Annotated in this window: 20 protein-coding genes and 1 tRNA gene; 17 read left to right on the plus strand and 4 right to left on the minus strand. The window is 59.2% G+C overall.

Going from position 1 to position 23,322, the window contains the following annotated elements:
- The first annotated feature begins 26 nt into the window (after positions 1-26).
- Together rpmB and fusA are read left to right on the plus strand one after the other, a co-directional pair.
- Entirely contained in the window at positions 27-332 is a 306-nt protein-coding gene (rpmB, locus tag AB2L51_RS03370) for a 50S ribosomal protein L28 (RefSeq protein WP_166112302.1), read from the plus strand.
- A 232-nt stretch (positions 333-564) separates the two neighbouring features.
- Complete coding sequence (fusA, locus tag AB2L51_RS03375) at positions 565-2,652, plus strand: elongation factor G (protein ID WP_166112683.1); 2,088 nt, start codon at positions 565-567, stop codon at positions 2,650-2,652.
- 279 nt (positions 2,653-2,931) lie between these two features.
- On the opposite strand, the gene AB2L51_RS03380 is transcribed toward fusA, so the two are convergent.
- Positions 2,932-5,730 (minus strand): phosphoenolpyruvate carboxylase, encoded by a 2,799-nt coding sequence (locus tag AB2L51_RS03380; RefSeq protein WP_395581288.1) that lies wholly within the window; start codon positions 5,728-5,730, stop codon positions 2,932-2,934.
- Between the two features lie 148 nt (positions 5,731-5,878).
- On the opposite strand from AB2L51_RS03380, the gene AB2L51_RS03385 reads away from it, so the two are divergent.
- The 9 genes from AB2L51_RS03385 (at position 5,879) to AB2L51_RS03425 (ending at position 14,014) form a co-directional block, all read left to right on the plus strand.
- Positions 5,879-7,177 carry a DUF445 domain-containing protein gene (locus AB2L51_RS03385; protein ID WP_395581287.1) on the plus strand — a complete coding sequence of 433 codons (1,299 nt, stop codon included), beginning with the start codon at positions 5,879-5,881 and terminating at the stop codon, positions 7,175-7,177.
- 262 nt (positions 7,178-7,439) lie between these two features.
- The gene (locus tag AB2L51_RS03390) at positions 7,440-7,904 is read left to right on the plus strand and encodes an SUF system Fe-S cluster assembly regulator (RefSeq protein WP_395581286.1); all 465 of its coding nucleotides are present in this window, start codon (positions 7,440-7,442) and stop codon (positions 7,902-7,904) included.
- Between the two features lie 3 nt (positions 7,905-7,907).
- Positions 7,908-9,392: a Fe-S cluster assembly protein SufB gene (gene sufB / locus AB2L51_RS03395; protein ID WP_395581285.1), complete on the plus strand. Its 1,485-nt coding sequence runs from the start codon at positions 7,908-7,910 to the stop codon at positions 9,390-9,392.
- Positions 9,393-9,405: 13 nt separating this feature from the next.
- The gene (gene sufC / locus AB2L51_RS03400; RefSeq protein ID WP_086645443.1) at positions 9,406-10,176 is read left to right on the plus strand and encodes a Fe-S cluster assembly ATPase SufC; all 771 of its coding nucleotides are present in this window, start codon (positions 9,406-9,408) and stop codon (positions 10,174-10,176) included.
- Between the two features lie 17 nt (positions 10,177-10,193).
- Positions 10,194-11,453: a Fe-S cluster assembly protein SufD gene (gene sufD, locus AB2L51_RS03405; protein ID WP_395581452.1), complete on the plus strand. Its 1,260-nt coding sequence runs from the start codon at positions 10,194-10,196 to the stop codon at positions 11,451-11,453.
- The gene (locus tag AB2L51_RS03410; RefSeq protein ID WP_395581284.1) at positions 11,450-12,703 is read left to right on the plus strand and encodes an aminotransferase class V-fold PLP-dependent enzyme; all 1,254 of its coding nucleotides are present in this window, start codon (positions 11,450-11,452) and stop codon (positions 12,701-12,703) included. Before sufD ends, AB2L51_RS03410 begins: the two co-directional genes overlap by 4 nt.
- A complete protein-coding gene (gene sufU / locus AB2L51_RS03415; protein WP_395581283.1) occupies positions 12,700-13,155 on the plus strand; it encodes a Fe-S cluster assembly sulfur transfer protein SufU in 456 nt (151 codons plus the stop codon). Before AB2L51_RS03410 ends, sufU begins: the two co-directional genes overlap by 4 nt.
- A 46-nt stretch (positions 13,156-13,201) precedes the next feature.
- Positions 13,202-13,627 (plus strand): SUF system Fe-S cluster assembly protein, encoded by a 426-nt coding sequence (locus AB2L51_RS03420; RefSeq protein ID WP_395581451.1) that lies wholly within the window; start codon positions 13,202-13,204, stop codon positions 13,625-13,627.
- A gap of 18 nt (positions 13,628-13,645) precedes the next feature.
- Positions 13,646-14,014 carry a HesB/IscA family protein gene (locus AB2L51_RS03425; protein WP_395581282.1) on the plus strand — a complete coding sequence of 123 codons (369 nt, stop codon included), beginning with the start codon at positions 13,646-13,648 and terminating at the stop codon, positions 14,012-14,014.
- Here AB2L51_RS03425 and AB2L51_RS03430 read toward each other — a convergent pair.
- Entirely contained in the window at positions 13,968-15,263 is a 1,296-nt protein-coding gene (locus AB2L51_RS03430) for a class I SAM-dependent RNA methyltransferase (protein WP_395581281.1), read from the minus strand. The genes AB2L51_RS03425 and AB2L51_RS03430 overlap by 47 nt on opposite strands.
- Before the next feature lie 14 nt (positions 15,264-15,277).
- Positions 15,278-17,272 (minus strand): DEAD/DEAH box helicase, encoded by a 1,995-nt coding sequence (locus AB2L51_RS03435; RefSeq protein WP_395581280.1) that lies wholly within the window; start codon positions 17,270-17,272, stop codon positions 15,278-15,280.
- Between AB2L51_RS03435 and AB2L51_RS03440 the strand changes: the two genes are divergently transcribed.
- Entirely contained in the window at positions 17,181-17,450 is a 270-nt protein-coding gene (locus AB2L51_RS03440) for a hypothetical protein (RefSeq protein ID WP_395581466.1), read from the plus strand. The genes AB2L51_RS03435 and AB2L51_RS03440 overlap by 92 nt on opposite strands.
- Here AB2L51_RS03440 and AB2L51_RS03445 read toward each other — a convergent pair.
- Positions 17,443-17,898: a hypothetical protein gene (locus AB2L51_RS03445; RefSeq protein WP_395581279.1), complete on the minus strand. Its 456-nt coding sequence runs from the start codon at positions 17,896-17,898 to the stop codon at positions 17,443-17,445. The two genes, AB2L51_RS03440 and AB2L51_RS03445, sit on opposite strands and share 8 nt — an antisense overlap.
- Before the next feature lie 164 nt (positions 17,899-18,062).
- On the opposite strand from AB2L51_RS03445, the gene AB2L51_RS03450 reads away from it, so the two are divergent.
- The 5 genes from AB2L51_RS03450 (at position 18,063) to clpX (ending at position 23,321) form a co-directional block, all read left to right on the plus strand.
- Entirely contained in the window at positions 18,063-19,547 is a 1,485-nt protein-coding gene (locus AB2L51_RS03450; protein WP_395581450.1) for an NAD(P)H-hydrate dehydratase, read from the plus strand.
- Positions 19,548-19,586: 39 nt separating this feature from the next.
- Positions 19,587-19,671, plus strand: a tRNA-Leu gene (locus AB2L51_RS03455).
- A gap of 95 nt (positions 19,672-19,766) precedes the next feature.
- Positions 19,767-21,101 carry a trigger factor gene (gene tig, locus AB2L51_RS03460; RefSeq protein WP_395581278.1) on the plus strand — a complete coding sequence of 445 codons (1,335 nt, stop codon included), beginning with the start codon at positions 19,767-19,769 and terminating at the stop codon, positions 21,099-21,101.
- Positions 21,102-21,272: 171 nt separating this feature from the next.
- On the plus strand, positions 21,273-21,935 hold the full coding sequence (locus tag AB2L51_RS03465; protein WP_179290119.1) for an ATP-dependent Clp protease proteolytic subunit: 663 nt from the start codon (positions 21,273-21,275) through the stop codon (positions 21,933-21,935).
- Positions 21,936-22,055: 120 nt separating this feature from the next.
- A complete protein-coding gene (gene clpX, locus AB2L51_RS03470) occupies positions 22,056-23,321 on the plus strand; it encodes an ATP-dependent Clp protease ATP-binding subunit ClpX (protein WP_395581277.1) in 1,266 nt (421 codons plus the stop codon).
- Position 23,322: the final 1 nt, after the last annotated feature.

The following is a 23,322-nucleotide window of genomic DNA, read 5'->3' on the forward strand; positions in this document are numbered from 1 at the left end:
TTTTTGTTTAAGACAAGGATGAGACAATGTCCCGTCGTTGCCAGATCACCGGCAAAGGCGTGCTGACCGGAAACAACGTCAGTCATGCCAACAACAAATCCCGTCGTCGCTTTCTGCCTAACCTGCAGGAAGCATCCCTGACGTCCGAAATTCTGGGCTCCGCCGTCCATATGCGCGTTAGCGCACGTGGCCTGCGCACCATTGAACACAATGGTGGTCTGGATTCCTTCCTGCTGAGCACGCCTAACCGCAAGCTCCCCACGGAAGCACAGGTCATCAAGCGTCGCGTTCTGCGCGTGCAGGCCAAGAAGCAGGCTGCCGCAGGCGTCTGATTCAGGGCTTTGTCTATTCCGTAGGAACCGGGGTCTGCCACGTTAGGTGACAGAACCCGGTTTCTGCGGTTCAGGCGTCTGCCACTCCTTGTCAGACGCTTTTGTCTATCGGCCGGTGTCCGGCAGCCAGCTTTCTGAAAGCAGTAATTTTCAGGGGGCGTTCAAGGCGTTCGGCGGCCACAGGCGCGAAGGTTTGTTCCTGTCGCGCCTTACCTGTTTTCTGGAGGTTTTCGTGTCCGCCACAACTGATCTGTCCAAGATCCGTAATATCGGTATCACCGCGCACATTGACGCGGGTAAGACAACCACGACCGAACGCATTCTGTACTACACCGGCGTGTCCCACAAGATTGGTGAAGTGCACGAAGGTAACACCACCACAGACTACATGGCCCAGGAACGTGAGCGTGGTATTACCATCACCTCCGCCGCCGTGACCTGTGACTGGAAAGAGCACCGGATCAACATCATCGACACCCCCGGACACATCGACTTCAACATCGAAGTGAACCGCTCGCTGCGCGTGCTCGATGGCGCCGTGTTCATCATCGAAGGTGTTGCCGGTGTTCAGCCGCAGTCTGAAACCAACTGGCGTCTGGCTGACCGTTACAACGTTCCGCGCATCATCTTCATCAACAAGCTCGACCGTACCGGCGCAGACTTCTACCGTGCATTCGACACGCTGAAGGAAAAGCTGGACATCGTTGCTATCCCCCTTCAGCTGCCCATCGGTGTGGAAGACCAGTTCCTCGGCGTTGTCGATCTGGTGGAAATGAAGGCCATCATCTGGGAAGGTGGTGAACTGGGTGCGAAGTTCCACGATGAGGAAATTCCCGCCGACCTGAAGGAAAAGGCTGCCGAAGCACGCCAGAACCTGCTGGATACGGCCCTGGCTGTTGATGAAACCGCCATGGAAGAATACTTCGAAAAGGGTGACGTTTCTGTCGAAACCCTGAAGCGCTGCATCAAAAAAGGCACCATTTCGGGCGAGTTCCGTCCGGTTCTGTGTGGTACGGCCTTCAAGAACAAGGGCGTGCAGCCCCTGCTCGACGGGATTGTTGACTACCTGCCCGCTCCTAACGACGTTGAAGGCATTCGCTGCGCCCCCCCCGAAGGTGAGGACGAAGACGAAGCATCCCAGCCCATTCTGCCGGTTGATCCCGATGGCAAGTTTGCTGGTCTGGCCTTCAAGATCATCAACGACAAGTACGGCACGCTGACCTTCGTGCGCGTCTATCGTGGCGTTCTCAAGACCGGTGACACCGTTCTGAACACCACCAAGGGCCACAAGGAACGTATTGGCCGCATCTATCAGATGCACGCTGACAAGCGCGTGGAACTGAGCGAAGTGCACGCGGGTGATATTGCTGCGTTCGTGGGTCTGAAAGACTCCCAGACGGGTGACACGCTGGCCGATGCTGCCGATCCGGTTGTGCTGGAACGTATGTCCTTCCCGGTTCCGGTTATCGACATTTCCGTCGAACCGAAAACCAAGGACGCAGTGGAAAAGATGACACTGGCCCTGCAGAAGCTGGCTGGTGAAGACCCCTCCCTGCACCTCAAGACCGACCAGGAAACGGGCCAGATCATTCTGTCCGGTATGGGCGAGCTGCATCTGGACATCATCATCGACCGTCTGCGTCGTGAATATGGTGTGGATGCAAACGTGGGTGCGCCGCAGGTTGCATACCGCGAAACCATTTCCAAACCGCATACGGAAACCTATACCCACAAGAAGCAGTCTGGTGGTTCGGGCCAGTTCGCTGAAGTGAAGATTTCCTTTGAGCCGGTTGACCGGAACGCTGGTATTTCGTTCGAGAACAAGGTTGTTGGCGGTACCGTGCCGAAGGAATACATTCCTGCGGTGGAAAAAGGGATCCGCATGCAGTCTTCCACAGGTGTTCTGGCTGGCTTCCCCACGGTTGACTTCAAGTTCACCCTGCTTGACGGCAAATACCATGACGTTGACTCGTCCGCGCTGGCGTTTGAAATCGCTGCGAAGGCCTGCTTCCGTGAAGGTATGAAGAGCGCTGGTCCGGTTATTCTGGAACCGATCATGGACGTGGAAGTGACCACCCCGAACGATCACGTTGGTGACGTGGTGGGCGATCTTAACCGCCGTCGTGGGATGATCCAGAGCCAGGAAACTTCGGGTTCCACGGTTATGGTTCGTGCACATGTGCCGCTGAAGGAAATGTTCGGTTACATTTCCCACCTGCGTTCCATGACCAAGGGCCGTGCGTCCTTTACCATGCAGTTCCATCACTATGATCCGGTGCCGCGTAACGTGGCAGACGAAATCATGGCGCAGTCCCGCTAAGTTTTTCATCCTTCGGGTTGAAAACACATCAAGGCCGCCTTCCTTCGGGGAGGCGGCTTTTTTGTTGCGTGGATGTCTGGGCAGCACAGGACCATGCGGCCCTAACGGTTCCGGATTTTGGAAGAGGGAAAGGGGGAGGGAGCGCTGGCTCCGGTTCCCGTTTCCGTTGTGGCGGCATCTGAGCGCCGCATGGGCCTTCCCGGCAGGGAGGGGGGGGGCTGTGCTGGTCAGGCTTTCTGGCGGCAAACGATGGTGCGTTTGCCGCCCTGATAGGGGCTGTTAGCCAAATTCACCAATATCATGCATGAGCGCTACGCTGATTTCGCGCATGAGTTCGAACATCTGGCCCATGGGGGCAAAGATGTCGCGGTGTTCACGCACGTAAATCCCTTCTTCGCGCGGGCCGCGGGGTTCGTGGAAGTCCAGATCGGACGGTCCGGTGCCTGTGGGGAAGATGAACTTCATTTCCTTCAGAACCGTAGGGATATCCAGGCACAGGATATGCTGCATCATCATCTCGTGGTTGAAGCCGCCACGTGGCATGAAGAAGGGGATACGGCACGCCAGCAGCCAGATGCGCTCGATCAGCATGATCCGTATGGCATGGAGCAGGCGAATACGCGGCTCCGTGCGCGGGGCATGCTGCCATGCTTCACGCAGGGCCAGGTGGTCGGCCTGAATACGGCGGAACATGGTATGCAGTTCCGCAGACAGGTTCAGGCCCTCCAGCCCGCTCATAAGGGCCAGAAAAGCTTTCTGGCGCTTGGGAGATGTTTCCTCTGTTGCGCGGTCCAGCCAGAAGCCGGGGTCCAGCATGCACACAACGCTCTTGAGCACCTTGTCATCCGAGCAGGCGAGGGCATGGCGGGCAAAGTCCAGCGCGCGGTGGAAGCGGGGGCTGGAGGTGTTGAGTGTTTCAAACGTTTCCGGGTGGCGCTGGGCGGCGGCCCCCAAACCCTGCAAGGTATTGGCGCACCAGCCAAGCTGCTGGAGAATGGCGTTGTTTGGGATGGCCCGCAACTGGCTGGGATGCGTGATCCGGCTACGGGTTGCGGCCTCCGCACTTTGCCGCGCGGGTGGGCGGGAGCCGGTGCGGTCAATCAGGGATGGGCCAAAAGCCCCCAGCAGGGCCGCGTAACCGGGGTCGGCGACCAGCTCTTTCATGTTGTCGATCACGCTGGAGAAAAAATCTGCCGAAAAGTCCGGGTGGTCGTAAATGGGGTCGCTTTTCTGCTGGTCGCTGAGGAACAGGTTTTCCGCAATGGTGGCTATGGTGGCGGTGGCCAGTTCCGGGCTGCCAAACAGCAGGTAGCCATCCCCACCCTGAAAAGCGGTTTCCTCGCGGCAGTGGATGTTCGAGCTTTCAAAGCGCTTCCGCACATGGGCGGGAGAGAGGTAGTCCAGCCGGTCTGACATGCGGAAGGGGTGTGCGCCGCGGCCTATGCTTTCACCGTGCGTGTCAAAGAATACGACCTCAACATCGCTCAGGTCCCAGCGTACCAGCAGGTCGTGGATGTGTAGCCGCAGCCGCTCGATCTGGTAGGAGGCAGCAAGCTGGCCAATATAACGCCCGGAATCCGAGTATCCGAACTGGAAGCATATCCGCCCGACGCGGCGCACGTAATCGCGCCATAGGGGGGAACGGAGGGCTTCCTCCACAATATGTTCGCCTTTGACCAGCGCGTCTTCTGTTTCAAACAGCGGCGAAATTTCAATACGGTCGGCTACCCCGAAATAGGTGGCTATCCACAATGCGGTCAGCAGGGTGTAGCCGGTTTCGGTCTCGGCAATCAGGAAGCGGACGGGAGTATCGGAATCCACGTATTTGACAATCTGGGCGATTGTCATCATCAGCCGCCCGGCCGATGAGGGATCGCTGAGCAGGGCGCCAAAGTCCACCGGGACGGGGGTTACACTTTCCAGCGCCTCGTTCACCCGGTTGAGCAGGGCGCGGCGCTGGGCCGGATTGGTCGGGTCGTCCAGCAGGTTCAGCTTCTGGCGGACGAAGTTATGGATCTGGCTGGCGTTCAGCCGGACATGGGTATGCGCCAGCCCAAGGCCATGGGCCATAAACCCGGCACGCGCCACCGCAAGGGGGAGCTGGGCGGAAGGGGGGGCACTCTCAATGGCGGTCTGTAAAAGCGCGCTCAGGTCGGATGCGCAGATCAGCGCTGTTGTGCGGCCATTCACCAGCAGTTCGGCAAAACGGGCTACCGCCTGCCCATCCGTTGCACCGTTAGGAACTGCGCTAATCTGGGCTTTTACGCAGTCTATGGCCTTTTGGAGTGTCTCTGTCAGTTCGGGGGCCAGAACGCCTTCGTGGGCAATCTGGCGTTCGAGCCGCATAAGCTGGAACAGCTTCATGCGCAGGCGCAGGCGCAGGGTGTCCCACCAGCCTATGTCCGTGCGGCCATCCGTGTCGTAGCCCACCCAACTTGTGGCAATGACGGGGCGGGGGGAAAGGGTAGTCCATTCCTGCGGCCAGATATTTTTGGCAGTGGTGAGCAGGGCGGCGTTAAGCTGGTCTATGGCGTCCCGCGCACGGGTAATGGCCTGCACGGCCAGCGTGAACTCCTCCTCCAGCGTCGGGTGAACGCTGCGGCGGTGGGTTGCAAAAAACGGTGCGGTTTCGGGTGGAATATCGAGCGAAGCGCTCTGGGCCAGTGCTTCGTACACCGGGTTGCTCAGGGCAAAGGTCGGGTGGGCCGTAAACACGGCGGCAAAACGGATGGAGGAAACAAGCTGGCTATACGCTGTAAAGGAGGGCGTGGGCAGGCTGGCGCAAAGCTGCTCGGCAACATGGCGCAGCTTGTCCTGTGCGGTATCGAGCGTAGCACCGCCCACATAGCGGTGCAGGCGGCGTGAGCGGCTTAAAAAAGCCTGGTCGCGCAGGGTGCGCACCATCTGGGTGACATCTTCAAACGTGATTGCCCCACTTTCCAGAGCCTCACTGAGTCGCAGGGCCGTGCCCATGACAGGGTTGGTGCCTTCCGCCGGGGTGCCGGTGGAGGACATGCTGGCAATGGAGGCGAGCACGCTCCCGATGCGAGGAGGAAGGGCAGAAAAATCCGTGGTCATGGCGCGCTCTATATCCTTGCGGATTGAATCGGAAAAGAAACAAAACGTTAGGGCAACAGTTTGTATGTTAGCTTTTCATGTCTGCTTTCCGTGCGCAACTGCCTCACGCATACTTGGGGTGACGGAGGGGGAGTGCTATTCATGCTTCATGACAGCGCATACCGACACGGAAGCAGACATTGCCGCCCGGCAGACACTCCGGCGATACCAGAATGCAGCCACAGGGCTGCTGGTTGCCATGGGGGGGATGACTGCTCTGGGCTATGCCGCCCCGGCTGCGGGCTGGGTAAAGGATGGTTTTTTTCTGGAAATGTTCCGCGCCGGTGCGCGCGCCGGTGTGGTCGGGGGGGTGGCGGACTGGTTTGCGGTTGTGGCCCTGTTCCGCCACCCGCTGGGGCTGCCTATTCCGCACACGGCCATTCTGCCCGCGCAAAAAGACCGCCTTGCCCGCGCCCTTGGGCGGTTTGTGGCCAGTCAGGTGTTTACCGCCAGGGAGGTCGAGCGTGTGCTGGCCAGGGTGGATGTGCCGGGCTTTATTGCCAATCTGCTGGAAGACCCCGCAACGCAGGATGCGGTGGTGGGGGCCATGGCGCGTTCCATGCCGCAACTGCTGGACCGGCTGGAGGATGGCAGGGCCAGCAACGCCATAGGCCGGATTATGCCCGGCCTGCTGGGGGGGAGCGACCTGTCCCCCGTTATTGCCAAGGCGTTGCGCAGTCTGGTCGATGATGACCGACATCAGGAGGTGCTCTCCTACTTCCTCAGCCAGCTCAAGGATGGGCTGAAGGCCAAGGAAGGCGCTCTGCGCGACATGATCGAGGACCGCGTGCGGGAGCAGGGGGGGCGTATTCTGGGCTGGGCCATTGGGGGGTCGATTGCCACCAAGGTGCTGAGTGCCGCAGCGCAGGAACTGGACCGAATCGATCCGGAAAATTCCAGCCTGCGTGAAGGCTTTACAAGCTGGGTGAGACTCCAGATCGACCGGATAGAAACAGACCCCGAGCGCGGGCGGGAGTTTACGCAGGCCGTGACCTCCGTCCTGTCGCACGAAAGTGTTGTGAGCTGGTGGGGGGATATCTGGCTGCGTTTCCGGCGCATGGTGGAGGCTGACGTGGAGGACCCGCAGGGGCGCACGGCCTGCCTGCTGCGCGATGCACTGGCGCGCATGGCGGGTCAGTTGCGGAATGACGCAGTACTGCGCCAACGTATTGAAGAACGTGTTGACGGCACCATTGGCAAGGCCCTGCCATTTGTGCGGGACCAGATGGCCGAGTTTATCGCCCGTGTTGTATCGGGCTGGAACGCGGTGGAAGTTGCGGAAAAGCTGGAACTGCGTGTTGGCAAGGACCTGCAGTTCATTCGTTTTAACGGCACACTGGTCGGGTTTGCGGTTGGGGCGTTACTGTTTGCTGTTCTCCGGCTGACATTCGGGATTAACGCGCAGTAAGTTTTCTTTTTTGTGCCAGAATCCCCCGGACGAGGCAAAAGTTGGTCGCATGGCACTTGAGCGGATATGGAAGGGCTGGTGCAGCGGGGATAGGCGTAAGCTTGGTTAAAGGCAGCTCCGCAGGGACCCGCAGATCACATATGCGTTGAAAGGCCGGAGTAGGCTGCCTGTAACAGGACGTTTTGGGTTGACGTTGGCAACGCTTGTCGCCATGTATCCGAAACAGGACCATTCAGGTCTTTAATTAGGTGAAAGCCGGATTATGCTGAAACTTTCCCGTCTGGCGGACTATGCGATCGTCATACTTGTTAAACTGGGGGAGCAGGACGGTGTGGTGACATCCCCAGCCCTTGCCGCCATTACGGGTGTGCCTGAACCCACGGTTGCCAAGGTGCTCAAGGTTTTGTCAGCCCATGGTTTTGTGCTCTCCCAGCGTGGCGCAAAAGGGGGGTATCGTCTGGCCCGGTCTCTGGCGGATATGTCTGTTGCCAGTGTGATTGCCGCAGTTGATGGCCAGATTGCCCTGACCGCCTGCGTTGGCGGGCGTGAGTGCGATACCGGCCTGTCCTGCGGTCTGTGTGGTAGCTGGGATGTTATCAACACGGCAATACGCTCAACGCTGGAGGGGATTTCGCTGGAAAGCATGCGCCCCAAGGAAGCATGCTTCCCGCTTCCCTCCCAGATCAACACGCTCAATACGACCCACACAGTACGGGAAGGGGCCTGAACAATGCCAGCAGTCACACAAACGCGCGAAGCCGTAGAGAAGCTGGGCCAGTCCACGTACAAATGGGGCTTTGAAACCGACATAGAAATGGACATGGCTCCCAAAGGGCTGAATGAGGACATTATCCGTCTGATTTCCAGCCGTAAGGAAGAGCCGGAATGGATGCTGGAATGGCGTCTGGCCGCCTATAAAACATGGCAGGCCATGGAAGAGCCCAAATGGGCCAAGGTCGCCTTTCCTCCCATTGATTATCAGGATGCACATTATTACGCGGCACCGCGTAAAAAGCCCGGTCCCAGGTCTTTGGACGAGGTGGACCCCGAACTGCTGCGCACCTACGAAAAGCTGGGTATTCCCCTGCATGAGCAGGCTCTGCTGGCCGGGGTGGAAGTGCCCGAGGGCGAGCGCATGCCCGTGGCCGTGGATGCGGTGTTTGACAGTGTTTCCGTCGCCACCACCTTCCGCAAGACGCTGGAGGAAGCGGGGGTGATTTTCTGCCCGATTTCCGAGGCGGTCAGGGAGCACCCCGATCTGGTGCGCAAGTATCTGGGTACGGTGGTGCCTGCGGGGGACAACTTCTTTTCCGCCCTCAATTCCGCCGTGTTTACGGATGGTTCGTTCGTGTACGTGCCCAAGGGGGTACGCTGCCCCATGGAGCTGTCCACCTACTTCCGGATCAATGCCAAAAACACCGGGCAGTTTGAGCGGACATTGATTGTGGTGGAGGAAGGGGCTTCCGTTTCCTACCTCGAGGGCTGCACGGCCCCCATGCGTGATGAAAACCAGCTCCATGCCGCTGTGGTCGAACTGGTGGCCATGGATGATGCCTCCATCAAATACTCCACGGTGCAGAACTGGTATCCGGGGGATGAGAACGGGCGCGGCGGGATTTATAATTTTGTGACCAAGCGCGGCGCATGCCGCGGGGCACGCTCCAAAATATCCTGGACGCAGGTGGAAACCGGCTCGGCCATTACGTGGAAGTATCCTTCCTGCATTCTGCAGGGGGAAGGCTCGGTGGGTGAGTTCTACTCCGTGGCGGTCACCAACAACCATCAGCAGGCCGACACCGGCACCAAGATGATCCACCTTGGCCGCAACACGCGCTCCACCATTATTGCCAAGACCATCAGTGCTGGCCGTTCGGACAGCACGTATCGTGGTCTGGTGCGGGTGCAGCCCAAGGCTTCTGGCGCACGCAACTTTACCCAGTGCGACAGCCTGCTGATTGGCGATCAGTGCGGGGCGCATACCGTGCCGTATATTGAAAGCCGCAACATGAATGCGCGCATCGAGCACGAAGCAACAACATCCAAGATTTCAGAAGACCAACTGTTTTACTGCCGCCAGCGTGGCCTGTCCGAGGAAGACGCCGTCGGCCTGATCGTAAACGGTTTCTGCCGTGACGTTCTGAAGGAACTGCCCATGGAATTTGCCGTGGAAGCGCAAAAACTGTTGCAGATCAGCCTTGAAGGCAGCGTGGGTTAAGGGAGAGCAGAGTATGAGCCAGTTTTTGGAAATTTCCGGCCTGTGCGCGCAGATTGATGCGGACGGGCAGAAAAAGCAGATTCTGCGTGGTGTGGATCTGAGCATCCCGCCGGGTGAAGTGCATGTGATCATGGGGCCTAACGGCTCGGGCAAATCCACGCTCTCCTATGTTCTGGCCGGGCGGGAGGAGTACGAGGTAACAGCTGGTACCGCCACCTTCCACGGGCAGGACCTGCTGGCCATGGAACCGGAAGAGCGCGCTGCTGCGGGCCTGTTTTTGGCATTCCAGTCTCCTATCGAACTGCCCGGCGTTAACAATGCCAACTTCCTGCGCACGGCGGTTAATGCCGTGCGGCGCGCACGCGGGCAGGACGAGCTGGATGCCGTGGCGTTCCTGAAGATGGCGCGCGAGGCGGCCAAAGCCCTCTCCATGGCGCCGGACATGCTCAAGCGTAACGTGAATGTCGGCTTTTCGGGTGGTGAGAAAAAACGCAACGAAGTGTTGCAGATGACCCTGCTCCAGCCAACCTTTGCCATTCTGGATGAAACAGATAGCGGGCTGGACGTGGATGCCCTGCGCATTGTGGCAGAAGGTGTGAACCGCCTGCGCGCCCCCACCTTCTCGGCGCTGGTTATTACCCATCATCAGAAGCTGCTGGATTATCTGGTGCCAGACCGTATTCATGTGATGGCCCGTGGACGGATCATCCTGTCCGGTGGGCCGGAACTGGCCCGCCAGATTGATCAGGAAGGCTACACCAAGTTTCTGGCGGAGGTGGCGTGAACGCACTCAGCAAAGATATGTCTGGCCCGTTAGCGCTCTTTGCAAACAGGCTGAACACCCTTGCCGGGGCAGAGCGGCAATCTGCCGCCGGGGCTCTGGCCAGAACGGGCCTGCCCGACCGTAAGGTAGAGGCATGGCACTACACAACCCTGCGCGCTTTGGGCAAGCAGGACTATGCTGCCCCCCCCATGCAGGTGGAGGCCAGCACGGTCCGCTCCCTGCTGGATGGGGTATTGCAGGCCCACCCCGCCATGGCAGCCCTGCCACGGGTGGTGTTTGTCAATGGTCGGCATGCGCCCGCCTTTAGTGCGCTGCCTGATGATGTTGACCTGTCTTTTTTTGCGGACGATCCCCAGTTTGGCCAGCAGGCCGCCCCCGACCGGGACCCGCTGGTGGCCCTGAACACCGCATTGGCGGAGGATGGTCTGGTGCTGCGTGTGCCCGCGGGGGTGGATGCGGGGCATGTCATGCTCATCTCCCTTGGTGTTGCAGGGGCGGACCCGCTTTCTTTCCATCCACGGCACACGGTTGTGGTGGAAAAGGAAGCCCATCTGCGGCTGATCTGCGTACAGGCGGGGCAGGGGGCGTATTTTCATAACCCGGTCATGGATATTCAGGTGGAAGATGGCGCAACGCTGGAACACCTGACCTTGCAGACCGAAGGCGCGCAGGCCGTTAGCCTTGGCACCCTGTATGCCCATGTTGGCCAGCAGAGTGTGTATGACAGCTTTGTGCTGGGGCTGGGCGGCCAGCTTGTGCGGCACGAGGTACATGCCCGTCTGGCGGCAACCCGTGGTGTTGTGCATGTGAATGGCGCGCAGCGTCTGGCCGGGCAGCAGGTGGGGGATATTACCAGCGTTATTACCCACGCGGCATCGGACTGCACATCGCGCCAGACGGTGCGCAACGTGCTGGATGGCCATGCGCGCGGTGTTTTTCAGGGCAAGGTGCTGGTCGAGCGCATTGCCCAGAAAACCGATGGTTACCAGATGAATCAGGCTCTGCTGCTCTCCCCCGATGCAGAAATCGATGCCAAGCCTGAACTCGAAATTTATGCCGATGACGTGCGGTGCAGCCACGGTGCGACTGTTGGCGCGCTGGATGATGACCAGCTTTTTTACCTGCGCAGCCGGGGCATTCCCGAGCAGGAAGCCCATCAGATGCTGATTGATGCCTTTCTGGACGAGGCTATTGCTCTTGTGGAAGACACAACAGCACAGACCTTCTGCCGTGCGGTTATGGCAGCGTGGTTTGCAGGTAAGGGAGAAAGCGCATGAGTACGCATACCCCCACAACGCAGGCGCATGCACAACTGGACGTGCAGGCCATTCGCCAGCAATTCCCCATTCTGGGGGAAAAGGTGCATGACCGTCCGCTGGTTTTTCTTGATAGTGCGGCTTCGGCCCAAAAGCCCAATGCGGTGATTGACAGCATGGCCAGCACCATGCGGCACCAGTATGCCAATATCCACCGTGGCCTGCACTGGATGAGCGAACGCACGACCGAGGCGTATGAAGGTGTGCGTGATCTGGTGGCCGATTTCCTCAACGCGCCCTCGCGCGAGGAAATCGTGTTTACCCGCAACAGCACCGAAGCCATCAATCTGGTGGCCCATTCCTTTGGTGCGCTGCTCAAACCCGGTCAGGCGGTTCTGATCTCCCAGATGGAGCATCACGCCAACCTTGTGCCCTGGCAGATGCTCCGTGACCGGGCCGGTATTGACCTGCGCGTTGCTCCGATCACCGATGAAGGTGATCTGGACATGGACGCCTACAAGGCCCTGCTGGCAGATGGCAAGGTTGCCCTTGTGTCCATGACGCACATGTCCAACGTGCTGGGCACCATCACACCAGCAAAGCAGATAGCGGACATAGCCCATGCTGCTGGCGCGCTGGTGCTGTTTGATGGCAGCCAGTCCGTTGTGCATCACAAAACCGACGTGCAGGAACTGGGGGCGGATTTTTACACCTTTACCGGCCACAAACTGTATGGGCCTACCGGCATTGGCGTTCTGTGGGCGCGGCGTGACCTGCTGGAGCAGATGCCGCCCTTCCTTGGTGGGGGGGATATGATCTCCACCGTCACGTTTGAGCGTTCCACATGGGCCAATATTCCCCACAAGTTTGAGGCGGGAACCCCCGCAATTGTGGAAACCATCGGGCTGGGTGCCGCCATAGACTGGGTGAGCAGGATCGGGTTTGACGCAATTGCCGCGCACGAGGCGGAACTGACCGCCCATGCCCTCACGCGGCTTGCGACAGTCCCGGGCCTGAACATTGTGGGTCATCCGCGTATGCGGGGTGGGGTGGTATCCTTTACCATGGCTGATGTGCATCCGCACGATATTGCCACCCTGCTGGACCGCAACGGTATTGCCATACGGGCCGGGCATCATTGCGCTGAACCGCTGATGCGCCGTCTGGGCCTGAGTGCCACGGCCCGCGCCAGTTTTGGGATTTACACCCAGAAGGAAGAAATAGACGTGCTGGCGGATACACTGGTGCGGATACGGGACTTTTTTGTGTGAACACCACCGCAGAGCGTGACGCCCTGTATGACAGGCTGATTGTGGAGCGTGCCCGTGCTCCCCTTTACGCTGGTCGGCTGAGCGCGCCCGATGTGCAGGGTGATGGCCGTAACCCGTTATGCGGGGACAAAACACATCTGGATATTGTGCTCAACGGGCACCATATTCAGGACATCAGGCACAACACGCGTGGGTGCGCCATCTGCGCCGCCGCTGCGGACCTTATGGCCGAGCATGTGCGTGGGAGCACCGTTGCCCAGGCGCTTGCGGTGTCGGACCGTTTCAGGGCCATGCTGGTAGGCTCGCCATCGCTTCCGGTGGTGGAGGACCAGCCGGACTCATTGGGTGCGCTGGAGGTTTTTGCTCCATTGCAGTCCCATAAAGCAAGAATACGCTGCGCAGAACTGCCTTGGATTGCGCTGAAGGAGGCTTTTTCTCATGTCGATGGTTGAAGAAGGCGTTCAGGCGCAAACACAAGCAGCGGCTTCGCCGCAGGATATGCCGGTGGAAACTGTTCTGCACGCGGAGCATGATCAGGCCGCAGGCGCTATCGCAAAGGTGGAAGGCTGGACCCCTGATGGTGATGCCGCTCCTCAGGACGGGGAGGGTCAAGCAACAGGCCCTGCATCCGAAGATGCCGTGATCGAAGCCATAGCCACGGTGCATGACCCGGAAATCCCGGTGAATATTTACGAACTGGGACTGATCTACGCCATTGACCTGTATGACGACGGGCGCGTGCGTATTGAAATGACACTGACCGCTCCCAACTGCCCCAGCGCACAGGAACTGCCCATTCAGGTCAAGGATGCGGTGGAAAAAGTGCCCGGTGTTCAATCAGCCGAAGTGGAAGTTGTGTGGGATCCACCATGGGATATGTCGCGTATGAGCGATGAGGCCCGGCTGGCCCTGAATATGTTCTAACGGAAAGGATGGAGTGTTATGTCCCAAACAGCGACCATTTCATCAACCAGAAGGGAACTTCCCCCTCTTATGCGGCTGACGGATACAGCCGCCACACGCCTGCGGCACCTGTACGCCACGGCGCATGCGGGGGAGTTGCTGCGTATTTCCGTTTCCACCAAAGGCTGTTCAGGCAAAGCCTATGACATGGAGTTTGTGACGCAGAGCGGGGAGGGGGACGAAGTTGTTAAAGACCACGGCCTGACCCTGCTGGTGGACCGCAAGGCCACCCTCTTCCTGATCGGGACACAGATGGACTACCGTGAAACCGATCTGGAGGAAGGATTTGTGTTCATCAACCCTAATGAGAAAGGGCGTTGCGGCTGCGGCGAGAGCTTTCACGTTTAAAGCGGCACACGGCTTCGGTTTCGGGTGACCACAGGAACTGGTCAATGACCGAAACCGTCTCCAGCCTGTAACCGGCCTGTGCAAGCTGGCTTGCATCGTTGCTTAATGCGGCCGGGTTGCAGCTCACATAAATCACGTAGTCTGGCTTGCCCAGAGCAATCTGGCGCATTTGCAGTTTTGCTCCCGCGTGGGGTGGGTCCAGCACAACCACATCTGCCTTGCCTAAATCCTTGCCCATAATGGGTTGGCGGTTCAGGTCACGGCAGATGGGGGTAATACGGGATTTGCCAACACTTTTAAGGGCTGCCAGAGCGGGTTCATACCCTTCGTAAGCCTGTACCTGGCACCGGTCTCCCAAAGGCAGGCTGAGCGTGCCACACCCGGCATAGAGTTCAATCAGGCTGGCACGCTTGCCAAGGCGTGCGGGTAATGCGTCCAGCACAGCCTGTTGAATGGCTGTTTCGCTCTGGGCGCTTGCCTGCAAAAAAGCACCGGGAGGGGGTGTAAGCTGGTGCCCGGCAATGGTCTGGTAAACAGGCGCGCGCTGCACCGCAGTTTCATACGGGGTTGCAGCCTTCAGGCGCTGCCAGCTTATGCGTGGAATATCCAGTTCTTCCGCCAGCGTCGTCAGACGCTGCCGGTCCGTGGCAATGAGCGGAGAATCGGTGCTGAGCAGAATATCCAGCCCCGAATCCAGCAGATTGATGTGTAGGTCAGCTGTTTTGTGCACTGCATTCAGTGTGCGCAGGGTGGTGCGCAATGCAGGCAGGCTGGACACAATGGCCGGGTGCAGTACTGCGCAACTGGTCATGTCTGTTACGTCCTGGCTGCCTTTGGCATGCAGGCCGATCACAATACCCTGTTCTGTCCGGCGCACGGCCAGATCAGCCCGGCGACGGCTGTTGGGCGGCACCTGAAAGCTGGTTATGTCCTGCGGGATCTCAAACCCGGCTTTTTCCAGCGCATGGCTTACCAGCCCGGTCTTCCATGCCAGAAGGGAGGGCTGATCCATATACTGCAAGGTGCAGCCGCCACAGCGCTCAAACAGCGGGCATGGCGGGGTCGTTCTATGGGGGGAGGGTGTGACAATCTCAACCGGTTGGCCGCGCCCATTAGGCTGGATGCGGATGCGGACCTGCTCACCGGGGAGTGCCCCTGCAACAAAGACGGTATGTCCGTCAGGGAGCCGTGCGGCACCATCTCCCTGAGTTGCAAGATGGGAGATGGTGACTTCCTGTATGTCGGACACTAATTTTCCTTGGGTCAGGATGCCACGTCAGAGACGTGGGCGATATCCTGCACTGTTTCTGCTTCAAGCACTCCCGGTGTGGCCGGGCGTGAAGAATTGCGGCGTGGGAGCAGCATGAAGGCAGGCGTCTGGTCGCCAAAGCCTGCAAATTCGCCTGCGGGTGCGGGCGGAATTTCGTCACGCTGGTTGCGCCCACCCTTATTATGGAGCTGGGGCTTGTTGGCTACAGGCTGAGCGGCCTGCGGCTGGGCTGGGCGCTGCTGTTCACGCTCACGGTTGGGTTCACGGTCGCGCTCGCGCGTTGCTTCACGCGTGCGGTTGGGTTCACGCTCCCGCTGCGGGGCCGGTTTGTCCTTGCGGTTCTGCCCGCCACGGGACTGGCTGCCGCCGCGAGGGCGCTTTTCTTCCGACCATTCCAGCTGCTGCACACCTTCTATGGAAAGGCGGGGAATAGGCTTGCCAGTCAGCTGTTCAATGGCTTCGGCCAATGTCTTGTCATACGGCGTGGCAATGCTGAAGGCATGCCCCTCACGCCCGGCGCGGCCCGTGCGGCCAATGCGGTGGACGTAGTCTTCCGCATGGAACGGCAGATCAAAGTTGAACACATGGGACAGGCCGCCAATATCAATGCCACGGGCGGCTACGTCCGAGCAGACCAGTACCTTGAGTTCGTTGTTTTTGAATTTTTCCAGAGTGGAAAAACGCACGGACTGGGGCAGGTCCCCGTGCAGGGCGCCAACTGAAAAACCATGCTTGGTCAGCGATTTGGTCAGAACATCCACGTCGCGCTTGCGGTTGCAGAACACAATGGCGTTCTGGAGATCAGGGTCCTTGAGCAGCAGGCGCAGTGTTTCGCGCTTGCTGAACTCATCAACAATGACCAGCCCGGCTGTAATGGTTGTTGCCACGGAAGACTGGCGCGCAACCGTGATCTCCTTGGGGGAATGCAGGAACGCATCGGCCAGTTTGCGAATGGGTGGCGCCATTGTGGCCGAAAAGAACAGCGTCTGGCGGGAAGGGGGCAGCAGGCTGACAATTTTTTCAATGTCAGGAATGAAGCCCATGTCCAGCATCCGGTCTGCTTCATCAATAACCAGAATTTTGGTGTGGTTCAGCATCAGGCCGCCACGTTCGAACAGGTCCAGCAGTCGACCGGGGGTTGCAATCAGCACGTCCACGCCGCGGTTGAGCACTTCCTTCTGGTCAGCCATGCTCTCACCACCAATCAGCAGGGCATGGTTGAGCTTGAGGTGCTTGCCGTATTCCACAAAGTTTTCCGCGACCTGTAACGCCAGTTCACGCGTGGGCTCCAGAATAAGCGAGCGTGGCATACGGGCGCGGGCACGGGAGCCGCTGAGAATTTCCAGCATGGGCAGCGTAAAGGACGCCGTTTTACCCGTGCCGGTCTGGGCGACCCCCAGCACATCGCGCGCCATGAGCACGGCGGGAATGGCCTGTGCCTGAATGGGAGTGGGGTGCTTGTACCCCATTTCCTCAATGGCCTGCAGAATGGGCTTGGAAAGCTCGAGGTCGGCAAAAGTCAGGGAGGGTTCTTCCGCAACAGGTTCCGCAGCCGCAGGTGTGGCAGGCTCAACCGGGGTGGGAGCTGCCTCTGGCGCAGGTGTAACCGACACTTGCAGTTCCACGGCAACAGGGGCTTCCACCTTTGTTGCAGGGGGAGTTCTGGTGGCCGTCGCCGCCTTTGTGCGCCGTCTGGCCGGAGCACGTGGTTTTTTGGGAGCCGCTTCAGCCACGGCTTCCGTGGTTGCGCCTTCATCTGTGGCAATGTCCGCTACAGGCTCGGCAGCCGATTCGGCTTTGGCTGTACGGCGGCGGGGCGCGCGCTTTTTGGGAGCGGGTTTGTCCTCAGCGGGTGCACCGGCTGCGGAAGGTGTGTTTTCCACCTCGGTATCCTGCATGTCCAATGCAGTTGAACTGGCGGAAACCGCCGCCTTTTTCCGGCTGCGCGTTGTCGTCTTGCGGGGGCGGGCGGTTGTTTTGGCTGTCAATATGCTCTCGGAACTAGGTCTGTCGTTGCTCAGCTTGCTGCTGGCTTTGTGCATGTCCGGCAAAGACCGTTTGCCAGTTAACCCATGGTATTACAAAGCCACTCAGGCGCTAGTTCCGATAAAGGTCTTTGGGCTTAAAATCAAGTTTTTGGCAGGGATACTTGCTATCTTCACATAAAAGGATGGCCAAGGCAGGCTGCCAGCACGGTAATAATTCCCAGCGCCACAATAACCAGCACCTGTTTGCGCACCGAGTCGAAGCCTGATGCCTGCGGGCGGATGGCCCGGCGCAGCTTCTGGTAGGTGCCCATGTACATCCGCACAAACAGTGCTGCCATGATCAGGCCCAGCAGTTGCATGACGTTGGTTGTCCACGGTGCGTTGGCAAACCCGCCTTCGTGCAGCACCAGCAGCCAGCCGGTGATCAGCGTTGTGGGAATGGCGTGTGTCAGCCCCTTGAAAAAACGGGCCATGGTTTGCAGGTGCACGGAGTTGCGCTGTGTCTGGTCCAGAAGGCTCAGGCTGGGGCGCAGCACAACAGCCGCATAAGCGCCACCACCAATCCACATGATGATGCTGATAAGATGGAGAGCGAGAACAAGGCTCCAGAGAATGGAATGTGGCATGGTGTCTCCGTGTTGGCACGGTTGGGGGTAGGGATGGGCGCGAAGGCTGTTATGCGCAGCGTCATGCCCGGTGCGTATCTGCCTGCCTGATTGCCAAGGGGACGGGACGGGTGCAAGGGGCTATTATGCCTGACAGTAGTCACACACCCTGTGCGGAGCCAAGCATGCAGCCTGCTTATCCTTCCTCCCTAAGCCTTTATACCCCTTTGCAAATGGGGGAGGTGGACCGGCGGAGTGCGGCCCTTGTGCCTGTTGCCGCGCTTATGGAGAATGCAGGTCGGGCCGTTGCCCGCGCCATCCGCCGGTACGAGCGGCCTGCCCGTGTGCTGGTGTTGTGCGGGCCGGGGAATAATGGGGGCGATGGGTACGTAGCCGCCCGGTATCTGGCGGGTATGGGCTGGCCGGTTGCCGTGGCGGAACTGGCTCCCCCCAGGGTGGATACGGATGCAGGGCGCGCCAGTGCGGCCTATGTGGGGCCGCGTGTCCCTTTTGCTCCGGCGGAAGCGGCGCGGGCCGAACTGGTGGTGGATGCCGTGTTTGGTGCGGGGCTTAGCCGCGATGTGGGCGGTCTGGTGGCCGAAACACTGGCCGCAGCCCGCCGGATTGTGGCGGTGGATATGCCCTCGGGGCTGGATGGAGCCACAGGGCAGGTGCGCGGTTATGCGCCGCAGGCTGCCATGACTGTTACCTTCTGCCGGTACAAACCCGGCCATCTGCTCTATCCTGCGCGGGGGCTGCTCGGGCGTCTGGTTCTGGCGGATATTGGTGTACCCGACTCTGTGCTGGCGGCTGTGCCTGCCAACACGTGGCACAACAGCCCCGGATTGTGGGCGCTGCCCGTGCTGGGTGGGGAGAGCAACAAATACACGCGAGGGGTGGTGAGCATTTGTGCCGGGCAATCCATGCCCGGTGCCGCGCGGTTGTGTGCTTCTGGTGCGCGCTCCGTGGGGGCGGGGCTTGTGCGCGTGGCGGCAGGCGCTGCTGCTCCGGCATACCGTCTGGGGCAGCCGGGCCTGATTGTGGACGATGCTCCGCTGGCGCAATTGCTGGAGGACAGGCGCCGGCATGTGTGGGTCTGCGGTCCGGGGCTGGCGGAGGCGGAGGTGGAGGCAGCCCTGCCCCTGCTGCTGGACTCGGGGCGGTGTGTGCTGGCTGATGCCGGTGCGCTGAGTGCCTGCGCCGGGCAGCCGGAAAAACTGCGCGGTGTTTCCGTAATGACTCCCCATGCGGGTGAATTTGCGCGGGTGTTCGGGCCTGTAGGGGATAACCCACCCGAGCAGGTGCGCGAGGCAGCCCGGCGGATTGATGCCGTGGTCGTGCTCAAGGGAGCTTCCACCATGATCGCGGCTCCCGATGGACGGCTGGCAATTAACACGCATGCCACGGCAGCCTTGGGTACGGCGGGGTCCGGGGATACGCTCTCGGGCGTGATTGCGGCCTTGCTGGCGGCTGGGATGCCTACGTGGCAGGCGGCGTGTGCGGGCGTCTGGCTCCATGGGGAGGCAGGCTTGCAGGCCGGTCCGTGGCCAGTGGCGGAGGATCTGGACCGTTATCTGGGGCTGGCCCGCCAGAAGGCGGAGCAGGCGCAGGGGCAATGGCATGTGCAAAATCCGTTTCGGTGTCTTGCCGTGCCCGGCACTTTGAGCTAAGTCCACGCATCTTGCCGACGGTGAGTATATTGAGTGTGCGCGGGCGTGGTGGAATTGGTAGACACGCCAGATTTAGGTTCTGGTGACGCAAGTTGTGGGGGTTCAAGTCCCTCCGCCCGTACCAATAGATTTTCATGCTCCCGTCCGCAGTCCGCCGCCGCCTTCTGGCGTTATTGCAGCGGGTGACTGATTTTTTGTACCGAGAGGAAGGCCTGGCCGATGCAGGTTACCGAGACCCTTTCTGAAGGGCTGAAGCGTGGTTTCACAGTTACAGTTCCGGCCGCGGAACTTGAGGCTAAGCGTGATGCGCGCCTTAAGGAAGTTGCTGGCAATCTGAACCTGCCGGGCTTCCGTCCGGGCAAGGTGCCTGTCTCTCTGGCACGCCAGCGTTATGGCGATGCCATCTGGGGCGAAGTGCTTGAACAGGCCGTAAGCGACGCCATTCGCACCGTGTTTGAAGAGCGCGGCCTGCGCCCTGCTGGCCAGCCCAAGGTTGATCTGGTTTCCGGTCAGGAAGACAAGGGCGTGGATCTGGAATTCAAGGTGGAAAGCGAAATTCTGCCTGAAATTGCTGTGCCGGACCTTTCCGACCTCGCGCTGACACGCCTGAAAGCCCCGGTTTCTGACGAAGCCATCAACAAGGTGCTCGAAGATATTGCCAAGCGTGGCCGTACCTTTGAAGTGATCGAGGAAGTGCGTCCCGCAGGCAAGGGCGATGTTGTCGCCATTGACTTTGTTGGCAAGCAGGACGGCGTTGCCTTTGATGGCGGTACCGCGCAGGACGTGAATGTCGAGATCGGTGGCGAAGGCTTTATTCCGGGCTTTGCCGAACAGATCGAAGGCATGAAGCCGGGTGAAGAAAAAGTCATTACCGTGACTTTCCCCGCTGATTACGGCGCAGAAGAGCTGGCTGGCAAGGAAGCGACTTTTGACATCAAGGTGAACCAGCTCAAAAAAGCTGTGGACGCCCCGGTGGACGAAGAGCTGGCTAAGACCATGGGCTTTGAAAGCCTTGAACAGCTCAAGGATCTGGTGCGCAAGCAGATCGAAGGCGAATACGACCAGATGTCCCGCCTGCGTATCAAGCGTGACCTGCTCGACATCCTTTCCAGCAAGGCGGATTTTGCTGCCCCTGCAGGTATGGTGGAAGCCGAGTTCCAGCAGATATGGAATCGGGTGGAAGCCGACCGCAAGGCTGGTCAGCTTGATGACGAAGACAAGGACAAGGACGAAGACACCCTTCGTGCTGACTACCGCAAAATTGCGGAACGTCGCGTGCGGCTGGGTCTGCTCCTTGCTGAAATCGGCCGCAAGAACGGTATTTCCGTCAGTGCGGAAGAGCTTGGCCGGGCTGTGCGGGCAGAAGCCATGCGCTACTCCGGTCAGGAAAAAGAGGTCTTTGAATTCTTCCAGAAGAATCCGCAGGCTGCTGAGTCCCTGCGCGGACCGATTTTTGAAAACAAGGTTGTTGATTACCTGATTGAGCTCGCCAAGGTCACGGACAAGGACGTGAGTCTGGAAGAACTATCAGATATTCCCCCAGCTAATATCTGATAAAACGGCTCTGTCCCGCCAGTGTGAACTGGCGGGACATTCTTTTTGGGGCTGTTTTTCGTTTCTGGGGTGGCATATTGCCACTTTATCTCTATCTTGAATCAGTGTGCCTGACCCTGGTTCTGTCCATGGCAGAAGGCAGGGAGGGGCGTTTAAGTTTTTTGTACGGGAATGAGTGGTATGAGGGATCGTGATCCCGTTGAGATCTTCAGCAATGCACTGGTGCCGATGGTGGTCGAGCAGACCTCTCGCGGTGAACGGGCTTTTGATATCTATTCCCGCCTTCTGCAGGAACGGATCATCTTCCTGACCGGGCCTGTCTATGATCAGGTTGCTTCGCTTATTTCCGCGCAGCTTCTGTATCTGGAAAGTGTGAACCCGACCAAGGAAATTTCCTTTTACATCAACAGCCCCGGTGGTGTTGTGTCGGCCGGTCTGGCTATTTACGACACCATGCAGTACATCCGCAGCCCCGTCAGCACGGTGTGCATCGGTCAGGCGGCCTCCATGGGCTCCCTGCTGCTGGCTGGTGGTGAAAAAGGGCGCAGGTTCGCTCTGCCTAACGCACGAGTCATGGTGCACCAGCCTTCTGGCGGCGCACAGGGGCAGGCGAGCGATATTGAAATTCAGGCCAAGGAAATCCTGATTATCAGGCAGCGCCTGAACGAAATCTACCGTGAACATACCGGCCGTACGCTGGAAGAAATCGAGCAGAAGCTTGAGCGTGACAGCTACATGTCCGCAGCCGAAGCCCAGTCTTTCGGTATTGTGGATGAGGTGATCAGCCACCACAAAGCGGCCGAAGCAGGTAAAAAGGATAAAGGTCATCCTTAATCTGGCATACTGTAATCCTCCTGTTGCAATAAGGAGGTCGTCTGTTCCTGGGTATGCAGAGAAGGCCCAGGGTTTGGCCCCGGGTTCCATGGAGTCCGGGGTGATCGGGGGAGTGGGCTGATGAGTGCAAAGTCCGGAGAGTCCAAGAACACGCTGTATTGCTCGTTCTGTGGCAAATCACAGCATGAAGTGCGCAAGCTTATTGCTGGCCCTACCGTGTTTATCTGCGATGAATGCGTTGAACTCTGCATGGATATCATCCGTGAAGAGAACAAGACCATGCAGGTCAAGTCGCGCGAGGGTGTCCCCACCCCCAAGGAAATCTGCAAGGTTCTGGATGACTACGTTATTGGCCAGATGCAGGCCAAAAAGGTGCTTTCCGTAGCGGTGCATAACCACTACAAGCGCCTGTCGCAGGTGAGCAAGTCAGGCGATGTGGAAATTGCCAAGTCCAATATCCTGCTCATCGGGCCTACGGGTTCGGGTAAAACACTGCTGGCCCAGACTCTGGCGCGTATTCTGGACGTGCCCTTTACAATGGCTGACGCCACAACCCTGACAGAAGCAGGGTATGTGGGGGAAGATGTCGAGAACATCATCCTCAAGCTGTTGCAGGCATCCGATTACAATGTGGAACGCGCCCAGCGCGGGATTGTCTATATTGACGAAATCGACAAGATTTCCAAAAAATCGGACAATCCCTCCATCACGCGTGACGTGAGTGGGGAAGGCGTGCAGCAGGCCCTGCTCAAGCTGATGGAAGGCACTGTTGCCTCTGTCCCCCCGCAGGGTGGTCGCAAACATCCGCAGCAGGAATTCCTGCAGGTGGATACGACCAACATGCTCTTTATCTGCGGTGGGGCTTTTGCCGGGCTGGACAAGATTATCTCCGCACGCGGCAAGGGTACGGGCATTGGCTTTGGGGCTGATGTACGCTCGCTCGATGACCGCCGGATGGGGGAAATCCTGCACGACGTTGAGCCTGAAGATCTGATGAAGTTTGGCCTTATCCCCGAATTTATCGGGCGTCTGCCTGTTCTGGCAACGCTGGGTGATCTGGACGAGGCTGCACTGATCAAGATTCTGACCGAGCCTAAAAACGCTCTGGTCAAGCAGTACCAGCGTCTCTTCCAGATGGAAGATGTCCAGTTGTCCTTTACGGATGATGCGCTCAAGGCCATTGCGGACCGGGCCATTGTTCGCAAGACCGGGGCGCGTGGGTTGCGTTCCATTCTGGAGAGCATCCTCATGTCGACCATGTTTGACCTGCCGGGGCTTGATACGGTCGAGGAAGTGGTTGTTAACCGGGAGGTAGCGGATGGCAAGGCCAGCCCGGTCTATGTTTACGGCAAGAAAAAAGACGTGCCAGCAGAGCAGTCCGCCTGAG

Source organism: Acetobacter fabarum (assembly GCF_040702925.2).
Lineage (GTDB): Bacteria > Pseudomonadota > Alphaproteobacteria > Acetobacterales > Acetobacteraceae > Acetobacter > Acetobacter fabarum_B.

Excerpts from the sequence above, each read along its gene's own strand:
- sufD (WP_395581452.1), top strand. The coding sequence starts at position 10,194 with ATGTCTGGCCCGTTAGCGCTCTTTGCAAACAGGCTGAACACCCTTGCC.
- AB2L51_RS03445 (WP_395581279.1), bottom strand. The coding sequence starts at position 17,898 with ATGCCACATTCCATTCTCTGGAGCCTTGTTCTCGCTCTCCATCTTATC.
- AB2L51_RS03450 (WP_395581450.1), top strand. The coding sequence starts at position 18,063 with ATGCAGCCTGCTTATCCTTCCTCCCTAAGCCTTTATACCCCTTTGCAA.
- AB2L51_RS03380 (WP_395581288.1), bottom strand. The coding sequence starts at position 5,730 with ATGACCACGGATTTTTCTGCCCTTCCTCCTCGCATCGGGAGCGTGCTC.
- clpX (WP_395581277.1), top strand. The coding sequence starts at position 22,056 with ATGAGTGCAAAGTCCGGAGAGTCCAAGAACACGCTGTATTGCTCGTTC.
- AB2L51_RS03385 (WP_395581287.1), top strand. The coding sequence starts at position 5,879 with ATGACAGCGCATACCGACACGGAAGCAGACATTGCCGCCCGGCAGACA.
- tig (WP_395581278.1), top strand. The coding sequence starts at position 19,767 with ATGCAGGTTACCGAGACCCTTTCTGAAGGGCTGAAGCGTGGTTTCACA.
- AB2L51_RS03390 (WP_395581286.1), top strand. The coding sequence starts at position 7,440 with ATGCTGAAACTTTCCCGTCTGGCGGACTATGCGATCGTCATACTTGTT.
- AB2L51_RS03425 (WP_395581282.1), top strand. The coding sequence starts at position 13,646 with ATGTCCCAAACAGCGACCATTTCATCAACCAGAAGGGAACTTCCCCCT.
- sufC (WP_086645443.1), top strand. The coding sequence starts at position 9,406 with ATGAGCCAGTTTTTGGAAATTTCCGGCCTGTGCGCGCAGATTGATGCG.
- AB2L51_RS03440 (WP_395581466.1), top strand. The coding sequence starts at position 17,181 with ATGTCCAATGCAGTTGAACTGGCGGAAACCGCCGCCTTTTTCCGGCTG.
- rpmB (WP_166112302.1), top strand. The coding sequence starts at position 27 with ATGTCCCGTCGTTGCCAGATCACCGGCAAAGGCGTGCTGACCGGAAAC.
- AB2L51_RS03410 (WP_395581284.1), top strand. The coding sequence starts at position 11,450 with ATGAGTACGCATACCCCCACAACGCAGGCGCATGCACAACTGGACGTG.
- sufB (WP_395581285.1), top strand. The coding sequence starts at position 7,908 with ATGCCAGCAGTCACACAAACGCGCGAAGCCGTAGAGAAGCTGGGCCAG.
- AB2L51_RS03465 (WP_179290119.1), top strand. The coding sequence starts at position 21,273 with ATGAGTGGTATGAGGGATCGTGATCCCGTTGAGATCTTCAGCAATGCA.
- AB2L51_RS03420 (WP_395581451.1), top strand. The coding sequence starts at position 13,202 with ATGCCGGTGGAAACTGTTCTGCACGCGGAGCATGATCAGGCCGCAGGC.